The 11068-nt window shown below is 65.4% G+C and carries 9 protein-coding genes; 2 read left to right on the top strand and 7 right to left on the bottom strand.

The annotated features are described in order from the left end of the window. Positions 1-576: 576 nt before the first annotated feature. Complete coding sequence (locus tag OG225_RS38735) at positions 577-1659, top strand: GDSL-type esterase/lipase family protein (protein WP_405179598.1); 1083 nt, start codon at positions 577-579, stop codon at positions 1657-1659. 152 nt (positions 1660-1811) lie between these two features. Then, on the top strand, positions 1812-3014 hold the full coding sequence (locus tag OG225_RS38740) for a histidine decarboxylase (protein WP_405179599.1): 1203 nt from the start codon (positions 1812-1814) through the stop codon (positions 3012-3014). A 55-nt stretch (positions 3015-3069) separates the two neighbouring features. Here the strand turns inward: OG225_RS38740 and OG225_RS38745 are convergent, their stop codons facing one another. The 7 genes from OG225_RS38745 to OG225_RS38775 form a co-directional block, all read right to left on the bottom strand. Then, positions 3070-3456, bottom strand: a complete 387-nt coding sequence (locus OG225_RS38745) for a hypothetical protein (RefSeq protein WP_405179600.1) — start codon at positions 3454-3456, stop codon at positions 3070-3072. An 18-nt stretch (positions 3457-3474) separates the two neighbouring features. Then, positions 3475-4767 carry a cytochrome P450 gene (locus OG225_RS38750; RefSeq protein WP_405179601.1) on the bottom strand — a complete coding sequence of 431 codons (1293 nt, stop codon included), beginning with the start codon at positions 4765-4767 and terminating at the stop codon, positions 3475-3477. After that, on the bottom strand, positions 4764-6002 hold the full coding sequence (locus tag OG225_RS38755) for a cytochrome P450 (RefSeq protein ID WP_405179602.1): 1239 nt from the start codon (positions 6000-6002) through the stop codon (positions 4764-4766). The genes OG225_RS38750 and OG225_RS38755 overlap by 4 nt, the downstream gene beginning before the upstream one ends. Next, positions 5999-6277 carry an acyl carrier protein gene (locus OG225_RS38760; protein ID WP_405183508.1) on the bottom strand — a complete coding sequence of 93 codons (279 nt, stop codon included), beginning with the start codon at positions 6275-6277 and terminating at the stop codon, positions 5999-6001. Before OG225_RS38760 ends, OG225_RS38755 begins: the two co-directional genes overlap by 4 nt. Before the next feature lie 14 nt (positions 6278-6291). Continuing rightward, positions 6292-7962 (bottom strand): AMP-binding protein, encoded by a 1671-nt coding sequence (locus OG225_RS38765; RefSeq protein WP_405179603.1) that lies wholly within the window; start codon positions 7960-7962, stop codon positions 6292-6294. Next, the gene (locus OG225_RS38770; RefSeq protein ID WP_405179604.1) at positions 7952-8956 is read right to left on the bottom strand and encodes a 3-oxoacyl-[acyl-carrier-protein] synthase III C-terminal domain-containing protein; all 1005 of its coding nucleotides are present in this window, start codon (positions 8954-8956) and stop codon (positions 7952-7954) included. Before OG225_RS38770 ends, OG225_RS38765 begins: the two co-directional genes overlap by 11 nt. Before the next feature lie 509 nt (positions 8957-9465). After that, positions 9466-11007 (bottom strand): hypothetical protein, encoded by a 1542-nt coding sequence (locus tag OG225_RS38775; protein WP_405179605.1) that lies wholly within the window; start codon positions 11005-11007, stop codon positions 9466-9468. Positions 11008-11068: the final 61 nt, after the last annotated feature.

Below are 11068 nucleotides of genomic sequence, written 5' to 3' on the forward strand. Positions count from 1 at the left end.
CCCGGCCATCACCAGATCTCCCATGGCCACGCTGTTGATTATATCCCGACCGTCGTCCGCGCTGCGGAGCGGCGCTTTCGGGTACCGACAGTGTTCACCGCTGGTGCACCTGCTGGCAATTCACAGGCAGGCGATCACCGATAACGTGACCGCGTTGCGGTAGCTCGAAAGTGCCTGGAGAACTTGTGAACCCGACCGTAGGACTCGGAAGCCCTGCGGTTCGGTCGGGGTTCGACGACTGCGCCGCCGGTTTCCCCGATGGGTGTCAGGGTTGACGACGTCGCTGCTCGAAGTCGACCTCGGCCCGGTACCGAGTCGCGCTCAGCAATGTCGATGCGGTTGTTCCGCACATCGAACCGAAGAGGAAACCGAATGATTTCGACATTCCCGAAGCGCAACGCGCACAGCCTGAGTGGACGCGCGATGCGTCACGCGGTCCGTGCCGGTATGTGCGCCGCTCTCGTCGTCGTGGCGGCGGCGGCCTCATTCACAGGTATCGTGGCCGCGGATCCCGGAATCAGCCGAATCTGGTCGGGGGCTTGGCAATCAGCACCGTCGGGGGCGACCTACCCTCCCGTGTCCGACCAGTCGTTCCGTACGATCGTGCATCCATCGATAAGCGGGCGGGCCGCACGGATCACCCTATCCAACGAGTACGGCATCGCACCGGTGACCTTCCGCGCCGCCTCGGTTGCCATCAGGGCCTCCGACGCTGGGATACGGCCTGGCACGGCGGTAACCGTGACGTTCGGCGGTGCGAGGGAGGTCGTCGTGGCCGCCGGCGCGTCGGTACTCAGCGACGCCGTGGCGATCGATTTCGCCTTCGGCCAGGATCTCGCGGTTTCCTATCATGTGCCGTCTATTGTTCCGCAGGTGACCGGCAGCGGCGTCACTGCTTTCAGCAAGACCAGTTATGGCACCGCGCCCGGCGCGGGTGACCGAGCGGGAGACACCACCGGTGCCGAGTTCCCCACCGTAAACACGTTTGTGCCGTTCCTGACCAGGCTCGACGCCGACAGCCCGGCTACCGCGGCAACGGTCGTGGCCTTCGGTGACTCCATCACCGAGGGGACCCTGTCCACGCCGGACTCCAACACCGATTACCCGGCCCGGCTGGCCGACCGTATTCAGGCGGCAGGCATGCCCGTCTCGGTGGTGAATGCGGGGATCGGGGGCAACTCGGTGCTGCCTTGCAGCCAACTGGAACCACTGTTCGGCCGTTCCGCGCTCGACAGGTTCGCTCGCGACGTCCTGGCTGTGCCGAATGTGCGAACGGTCATCATCAACGAAGGTGGCAACGATGTGCGCTTCTGCGGGCGGACCGCCGTCGAGGTGCAGGCCGGGCTTCGACAATTGATCGACGCAGCGCACGCCGCGGGGCTGAAGGTTTTTCTGGGAACTTACGTTCCTCGTGTCTCACGTACGGTGATCTTCGCGGATATGGTGCCGGACTCGTTCGGCGATGATCAGAGGCAAGCGCTCAACGCCTGGATTCGTGCGCGGACCGATGTCACCGTCATCGACTTCGATCGAGCACTCACCGAGACTTCGGAAAACCGTCAGCGCCCAGAGACCGGATCACCTGATGCGATCCATCCTGGGGCCGCGGGCTACGCCATGATGGCCGACATCGTCCCGCTCGCGGCGCTGATTCCGTAGTGCGTGATCGGCATGGTCGTCGGTGATCGGGCATCTGCACCGACCGGCAGAGTTCACTGCGGGTTCACCGGTGGGCCAGTGGCAGGCGGGCGACCAGCGATAGCTTGACCGCGTTGTGGTAGCTCGAAAGTGCCTGGAGAACTGGAGAACTGGTGAACACGACAGCTGAACTCGGAAGTGGGGGCGGGTCGGTCTGGGTGGGGGCCGACGACTATGCCATCGGTTCTTTCCCACGTCCGGTCGGGGAGATTCGCGACCGCATCGACACCTTCATCGCCGCAATGCGGGCGGATAAGCCCTACTTCCTCGGGTTCCCGGCCAATATGGACTTCTCGTTCAGCGAGCTGAGCGGACTTCTCGACATATTCGTCAACAATGTGGGTGATCCCAGGAGTGCGGAGAAGGCAGCGATCAGCGCCAAACCGATGGAATGCGCTGTCGTGGACGCCATCACGGAATTGGCGAACGGTCGTCCCGAACACACCTACGGTTATGTCAGCGCGAGTGGCAGTGAGGCGAATCTCTTCGGACTGGATCGGGGATGCGCGCTACTACCCGAAGCGAAGATCTATTGCAGCAGTGCGGCACACTACTCGGTCCGCAAGGCGGCGCGGCTGATGCGAAGGGAACTCGTGGTCGTCGACTGTGACGAGTCGGGCCGAATGGATGTCGACGCGCTCGCCGAAGTCTGCCGCCACGACGCGGGCCGTGGCGCGGTGGTGGTGGCGACCCTGGGGACCACCATGACCGGTGCCATCGACGATGTCGACGCCATCGCCGCCGCCGCCGGTTCCACGGGTCGGTTCTATGTGCATCTGGACGCCACGCTGGGCGGGCTGGTCGTGCCGTTCACCGCGCACGGTGCGAAGTGGGGGTTCGCCAGGCCCGAGGTCGGAAGTCTGGCGATCAGTATGCACAAGGGGCTGGGAATGCCGGTGCCGTGCGCGTTGGCATTGTGCCGGGCGGAATTGGTGCGCGCCGAGGTCGAAGGTGAGTACGTCGGCGCGACCGATGCCACACTCGGCTGTTCCCGTGCGGGGATGGCCAGTGTCCTGTTGTGGTACGCACTGTCCGATAAGGGATTCGCCGGTCTGGAACAGCATGCCAGGCGCTCGCTGAGGACTGCCGCGTACGCGGTGACCGCCCTGGCCGCGTCCGGGTTGGATCCGATGCGGCACGAGGAGTCGATCATCGTCGTCTTCGACCGGCCCGCCGAGAGCATCTGCCGCAAATATCATCTCGCCACCGAAGGCGAGCGCGCGCATATCGTCACGTTGCCGCATGTTCGCGAGTCCATGATCGATTCGCTGTGCCTCGACATCCTGGAATCGGGTGCGGCGGGCGCTCGCGGATAACGAACGAGGGCACGGACATGATGTCCGTGCCCTCGCAGTACGCCCGTGGTGCGGGCTACGGCGAACTGGGCGGTCCCGACCGCCTACCGCCGTGCGCGTTGTTACCCGGAGTGAGGTTGAAGGTCGACCCCGATTCCGCGTTCCGCAAGGTTTTCGCGGCGTCGACCTGTCCCGTGGCGAATTTCTCCAGGGTGGTCTGGATTCCGGCGAGGCCCCCGAAGGTATTGGTCTTCGCGGGACCGTAGCCGTCCTGATTCTTACCTTCGACGAACGTCTTGCCCATCTTGTCGTTTCCCCACGGCTGTCCGGTCGACGGGATCTCGATGGCATCGAGACGCTGTCTCAGACGGTCGGCGACACCCTTGACCGATTTCGCCAGACCGTCGGTGACGAATGCCGCCTTCTCCAATGCCGTCGGGTCGACTTCGATGCGATCTGCCATGTCTGCGTCCTCATTTCGCTAACGCGGTGTCAGGTCGAGGGTAAGCCCGATCGGGGAGAACGTCAGTCCCTCCGAAGCGCGCAGCCGGTAGTCCGCGGGCAGTGTCGCGTTGTAGCGTTGCAAGATCCTGCTCATGACCAGCGCGATCTGGTGCAGCGCGAACTGGCGGCCGATGCAGGCGCGAATTCCGGTCCCGAACGGTTTGAAGGCGTGGCCGGGCCGGGATCGAACCTGTTCGGGCAGAAAGCGATCCGGATCGAAGCGCTCGGGTTCGTCGCCCCAGACCCAGTCCCGGTGCAGGGCGGGCAGCAGGACGAAGAAGGGTTCGCCCGCCGGCATCTCGTATTTTCCGCCGAGCACCGTGTCCTCTTTGGCCACCCGCGAATAGCCGGGCGCGGTCGGCCACAACCGAAGTGATTCGTCGATGGCGCGCCGCAGGTAGCGCAGTTTGGCGACCTGTTCGAAGGTGGGTTCGGCGTCGCCGATGACCGAATCGACCTCGGTGCGCGCTCTATCCATGATCTCCGGATCGGCGGCCAGGTAGTACAGCGTGAAAGACATTGCCGCCGAAGTCGTCTCGTGCCCGGCCGCGAGGAAGGTCAGCACCTGATTGCGGACGTTGACCGGGTCGAGCACATCGGAATCGAGCATGAGTCCGAGTAGATCGTTCCCGTGATCGCCGCCGACGCGGTTGGCCATCACTTCGTCGACGATGCCGTTGAGGTAGGCGATATTCTCCTCGTTGCGTTCGGCCGCGCGCTTACCGAGGAAACCGCCCGCCATCGGCGGCCGGGTGACCAGGCGCTGACCGTGATTGAGCACGTCCTCGAGCGCGACCACGAACGGATGGGTTGTGGCGCGCTCGAAAGAGCCGAAGGAGTAGCCGAATCCGGTTCGGCCGATGACCTCCAGCGTCAGCTTGGCCATCGAATCGGTGACGTGCACGGATTCGTGGCCCGCCGCCCGATCCCACGCCTCGATCAACTGACGGCAGACATCGAGCATGAGCGGGTGATACATGCGCATGGCCGACTGGGAGAACGCGGGCATCAGCAGGTCGTGCGCTTTGCGCCAATTGGGTTCGTGGTTGTAGGCGGTGAGTAGTCCGTCGCCGATCGCGGGCCTGGCGACTTCCAGCGCGGGCAGCACGTGTTTCTCGAACCGACGGTCATCGGACAGTTCGCCGACGAGTTCGGCGCCGGTGACGAATGTGAATTCCAAGTTGAAGAATTCACGTTTGAACACCGGTCCGTGCTCGCGCGCCATCCGGGTCGATTCCTGCATGAACGAGGTCTGCAACATGGAGGTCATGACATCGCTCCGGTAAGGACCGGCAGCGTCGCCGGGGTCCGGTCGAACAGGAGTCCGTACCACTGTGTTTCGGTCGAGGCCAACCGAAGGTGCGGCAATTCCTCGAAGAGCACAGACAGTGCGACGGCGATCTCGGTGCGGGCCAGGTGCGCGCCGATGCAGAAATGCGGGCCGTAGCCGAAGGTGAGATGTGTTGCCCGATCCCGCCGGTCGGGTACGAGGGCGGTGGCGTCGGCGATCACCGCCGGGTCGCGGTTCACCGCCGCCAGCAGCACGAATACGACCGCACCGGCGGGAATCGTCACCCCGGCCACCTCGACGGCTTCGCGTGCGAAGCGCCACGGGGAGAACGGGAATGGCGGATGGTGCCGGAGCAGTTCCTCTACCAGCACCGCGGCTTCGCGCTCGTCATCGAGCAGCCCGCGTAATGTGCTCGCGCTACTGAGCAGGGTCGATGCGCTGTGGCCGATCGCGATGGCGGTGGAGGAGATCCCGGCGCCGAGCAGCATGGAGACCGTCGAAAGGAGTTCACGACGGCTGATCGTCTTCGCCGCGTGCGCCCGGTGCAGGGCGGAGAGCACGGTACCCTCAGGTGCGTCGCCGGGATTACGTGTGCAGTCGACGATCATATCGACCAGATCGTGGTAGGCCTTGCGCATATCCGGTGCCGCCGGATCTGCCCGCTCGCCCAGCCTGCGGCTGAACACGGCCGCCGAGCGGAGGATATCGTCCTCGATACCGAGCACCCGCGCCATGACGATCTCCGGAACCGGCCTGGCGTAGGCGTCCATCAGTTCGGCGGTGGGCTCGTCGCGGAAATCGCGGACGAGATCCCGGCACACCTGTTCGATCTCGGGTCGACGTCGCGCGATGGCCGCCGATGACAGCTCGGACCCCACCGCTTTGCGCAGCCGCGTGTGTTCGACGCCGTCGCTGTTGAGCATGTGGCGACCTTCGACGGCGAAAGTATCCTCGGCGTACCGCGCGCCGCCGAGGCCGTGCGAGGGATCGGTGAGATTGCGCAGATCCTTCACCAGCCTCGGATCCATGAAGGCGCGTTTGCCGTCGGCGTACCGGGTGATGACCCAGGCTTCCAGGCCATCCGGCAGATCGACGCAGACCACCGGTGCGAGCTCACGCAGATTCTCGCAGACCGCTTCGAACCGGTTCTGGTCCGGGGTGTCGGGGAACTGGAACTTCGTCGCGGTCGTGCCGCTGTCGATGGGCGCTGTCATGCCGACGCGGAGGCCGTTGCCACGGTGTGGGCGATCAGATCACGCAGATCCTCGCCGGTGCGGACCTCCACCAGCTCGTCCTCGTCGAGGACGATATTCCAGTGCTTCTCGCAGGCGACGACGGTCTGTACCAGGCGCATGGAGTCGACACCGGGCAGTTCGGTGAGTCGGAGGCCGAGATCGACCTGTTCGGGCCGGCATTCGAGCAGCCGGGCCAGCTCCTCGCGCAGCACATTGGCGATTTCGGTGGTCTGTTCGGTCAGGGACTGAGTCATCACGAACTCACTTTCTAAGCAACGGGCGTGCTGGGGGACTGGCTGGACAGGTATGCGCGAGCGAGTTCGGCGACCAGCGTTCGTTGCCATTTGCCGCTCGTCGTGCGCGGAAGGGATTTCGCGGGCACCAGCAGTACCGACACCGCGGACAGTGCCAGCGTGCGCGATACCGCGCTGCTGATATCGGCGACGACGGCGTCGCCTTCCGGTGTCGCGGCCTCGTGTTCGCTCTCGGCCACCACGATCATGCGTTCGGCATCGGAGTCGGCCACCGCGACGCAATGGCCCTTGTAGACGCCGGGGACCCGACGCGCGGCCTCCTCGACGTCATCGGGGAAGAAATTGCGGCCCTGGACCACGATCATCTCCTTGACCCGACCGACGATGATCAGTTCACCGTTCTCCAGCAGGCCGAGGTCGCCGGTGCGCAACCAGCCGTCCTCGATGGTGGCCGCGGTGATCTCGTCGTCACGCAGGTAGCCGGAAGTGACCGCGGGGCCCTGGATCCGGATCTCGCCGACATGCCCGTCCGGCAGTTCGACACCGTCTAGTCCGGTGATGCGCAACGAGATTCCCGGTACCGCGACACCGACGCCGACCAGATCCCGAGCGTTCGGGGAATCGGGCGCTGCCAGCCGATAGGGCCTGCCCGGCACCAGATCGTTGCGGTCGACGGTCAGGGTGCGCGGGACGGTGTCGGGGCGGGGCAGGGTGACCGCCAGCGTCGCCTCCGCCATACCGTAGCCGGGGAACATCGTCGTCTCCGGCACACCGAGCGGGCCGAAGACGCGCGCGAATTCCCGAACAGTATGCGGGCGAACCGGTTCCGCGCCGTTGAGCGCGAGTCGCCACTTCGACAGCGGCTTGCCCGATTCGGCCCCGAAAGTGGTCGCCGCCGCGGCGATCAGTTTGTCGAAGGAGAAATTCGGGCCATTGGTGATGGTGCCGCCCGCCTCCGCGGTGCGCCGCAGGATCGCACCGGGATCCTTGATGAAGGTGAGAGCGTTGAACAGATGCGCGTCGTTCGGGGTGAGCAACGAGCACATGAGCGAGACCAAGCCCATATCGTGGAACAGCGGAACCCACTGCACCAGAACATCATCGGCCGTGGTCGTGATATGGGTGTTGATCGCGTCCACGCCCGTGAGGAACTGACCGTGGGTCAGGCGCACGCCCTTGGGACGCGAGGTGCTGCCCGAACTGAACTGCACGACGGCCAGCGTGTCCTCGGCGACCGAAACCGGGTCCGCTTCGGCTTCCGGCAGCCGATCCATATCGAGCACCAGCAGGCCGGGCACCCGCGCCGCGAGTGCCGCGGCGACCTTGAGTCCGATGCCGACCGCGAGCACATGTCGCAACCCGCCTGCCCGCACGATCGGTTCCAGATGTTCGGCGACCGGGACGGGATCGAGCACCATCGGCGGCAGTGGCAGCGCGGTGACCGCCGCGCCGGTGCCGACGACGCCGAAGAATCCGGCGAGCCATTGCGGGCTGGTCGGCATCAGCAGGCCGACCACATCGCCGGGACCGGCGCCCGCGGCGCGCAGAGCGTGTATGACCGGACGCGTGGTGGCGGGCAGATCCCGGTGCGCCAGGACGGTATTGGTCTCGGCGAAGGTGATAGCGCGGTCGCTGCGGTGCAGCGAATCCGATAGTTCGACCAGTGTCCGTGGCTTATCGGCCACTTTGTTCCTCCTCTTCGCCGCGCACAATCATCGCTGTGACGGTGAATCCCAGTCCGATATTGAGCAGCAACGCGTATTCGCCTGCGGCGAGCGGTCGTCGGGTTCGTAGATGGTTCAGGTTCGCGGTGAGGTCACCGGCGAACAGATGGCCGGTGTCGGCCGAGAGATGGACGACCTCTTCGGTCGGCAATAATCCCTCGGTCAGGGTCGCGATGAGTGTCGAATTGACTCGGGGCAGCACCGTCACGGTGAGCCGCTGATCGTTCTCGGCGAGATCGGCGTCCTCGCGGGCCTGGTGGATGGCGGTGCGGACGCGACCGCGCAGTCGGAAGGCGAACGGTCCGGAGAAGGCGCTGTTGGAGGTGTCGGAGAACGGGGAAGCGTGCAGCAGCGGATCGTCGTCGACGAACGACGCCTCCTGTTCCGGGCAGCCGCGCGAGACGATCGACCGCACCGACAGCGAGCCGAAGGTGCGGCTCAGTACCAGCGCGGTCGCCGAATCGGACAGTGCGGCACCGGAATCGCCGAGTTGCCAGCGCTGTGTCGCGCCGGGGCCGAGGACGTCGGCGGTGACGACGAGCGCGTTGTCGATCCTGGGTTCGGTGAGTAGTTGGGCGAGCGCGAACTGGGTGGCGACAGCACCGCCGTTGCTCATCTGCCGGGTGCTGGAGGCCATCGCGTGCTTGGCTCCGAGCAGTCGGGCCAGGCGGGGCGCGAACTTCCAATCGTCGGCGGTATCGACCATCCAGGCGTGGGCGAGCAGCCCGATATCCGCTGCCGGTAGCTCCGCGTCCGCCAGAGCTTCTCGCGCGGCCATGAGGGCCAACGACAGCGCGGTCTGCCCTGTCTCGGCGACCCGGAGCTTCTCGGTATCCGATGACGCGGCCAGTTCCGCGGTGATCACACCCGCTGCGACGGCGTCGGCGAGTGCCTCACATCCCTCGGGTAACGCTATTGTCGCCGCCGAAATGAATAACCGACCGCCTACTCGCATGCGCTGTCCTGTGCTGAGAGCATGTCATGTCCCTGAGTTCGGGCCGATAGTGCTTTACACCGAAAAGCGTTGCCGTGAAGTGCGTCCGAACGGGGGGAAATAATGAAATGTAGCCTTTCCGGCCGGTGACATCTCTTTCGTAGCTTGTCGACAGCTCACGGCTCTACCTGGTGCAATCGGGTAGATATGTGAACTGGCAAACATTTTCGCCCACCCCTGCATGATCGCCGCGGTGCCCGGCACGAGATTGCCGTCCCCGGAGACGGCACCGCAGCTACCGTCGGAGCCGGGTGCTGCCGCTGGGCTCCGGTTCTGCGAAGGCGTGGTGCTGCTACCGGTGCCGTGACGGCGCCGCTGAGCCGTGGCGCTGCAACCACAGGCGGATGTCCCGGCCGCCGGGGTTCGTGGTGCCGCTGCCGAAAATCGAGCCCGCAAGTCGGAGGGGAGAAATCAGCGACACGGCCGGGCGATCTTCCGGCGGCACGCTATCCGGCCGCGGGTTTGACGGATCAGGGCGCGCTTTTGCGGAAGTACAGCACGTGATCGTGGTCGATCAGCGGCACTGTCTTGCGGATCTGGCGGATGCCCGACTCCGGCAGATAGGTGAGATTCGCGAAACTCTTGGTGTTGCCGAAGGCGACCCGCAACTTGTTCTCGGTGGCGAAATGCGCGCCGTAGGCCGACAGCCATTCGAAATCCAACGGCCGCAACGGTTCATCCAGTGCGGCGGAACCCGGCGGACGGCCGAGTGCCGCGTACTCGGTCGGCTTGCCGCCGTCGTAGCGGCACAGTTCGTAGGACAGATTCTCGGTGGCATTCACCGTGATGACGGGCCAGTACTCCGAAAGCCGCAGGGCCAGTGGATGTTTGCCGACGGGGGTGAGTTCCCAGTTCAGGCTCATCACGGTGACCCAGCCACCGTCGGACATCTCGATGACGACGACATCCTCGCCGAGGGTGGCGGCGGTATTCAGTTCGGCCGCTCCGATCGCGGACTCGGATGCCTCCGCCGCGTAGGTGGCGTTGTCGACCGGCTGCACATCGTCGGTCCCGTAGGCCACGGTGATGGCGGCTTTGAGTTTGGCGATCGCGTCGCGGTCGGGGCAGCGTACTCCGAGTGCGCCGAAGGTCGCCCCGATCTCCACCGGCATCGAGGGCGGTTCGGGATCCGATCCCGGCATCAACGGGCGCATGCCGACCAGGGCCAGCCGCCAGTTGATCTCCTCGACGGTCGACAGATCGCCCGAGGTCTTACGTAGGATCTGCTGCTGGGTCAGCCGTCCCGCCTGTTCCAGTGTCCGGCATTCCAGTTCCAGCAGGGCGTTCAACGATTTCGGGGTGAGATCGAGATCTTTGACCGCGCACGCGCGCAAACGGATCTGCAAACTCATCGGGGTGAACGACGAGTACCGCTCCCGGTACATCGAAATCGCTTGTTTGCGCGAACGTCCTACCATCAGGGTGCGCAACAGTGTGCTCAGACTGGCCAGATATTTCCCCGCGAGTTCCGGGGTCGCGCCGGCCAGTTCTGCGCGGATACGGGCCGCGTCCGCGGTGGCGGCGACGGCGGAATTCTGGTCGAGCCTGCCCAGCCACACTCCGCATTTACCGAGGCCGTCCGCGCAGGTGCCCGCCACGTGCGGATATTCCTGCGCTACCTGGCGATAAGTGTGGCAGGCATTGCGGATGGTGCTCGCCGCGAGTTCCCGGTGCCCGGTCTGGCGGGTGGCTTGCTCGAAGACGCGCAGCGCTTCCTGGACATCACCGGCATGCCGTGCGGTGACCCGACCACCGGCGAGCCAATGCAGCCGGATACCGACAGCTTCCTGGGCCGGGGCGATCGCATCGGCGGTGCGGTCGCGCGGCGCGCCGTTGGTTCTGGTCGCCAGCAGCGCCTTGGCCAGTTCGCACAGCGCGGCCGCGAGAGCCAGCTCGCTCTCGGCCGTCCTGTCCCGTGCCGTACTGCGTTCCACCGCCACTCGACGCTCGATCGCATTCAATTCCATCGCGATCTCCAACCCGCGCATCACCTTCCGCACACGCAACGTCATCAGGACGCGCTCGCTGCTCGCAGAGTTTGCCACATACCGGGCGTCACCGCTGCGGAAAGGG

The organism is Nocardia sp. NBC_01377, assembly GCF_045040005.1.
GTDB lineage: Bacteria > Actinomycetota > Actinomycetes > Mycobacteriales > Mycobacteriaceae > Nocardia > Nocardia noduli.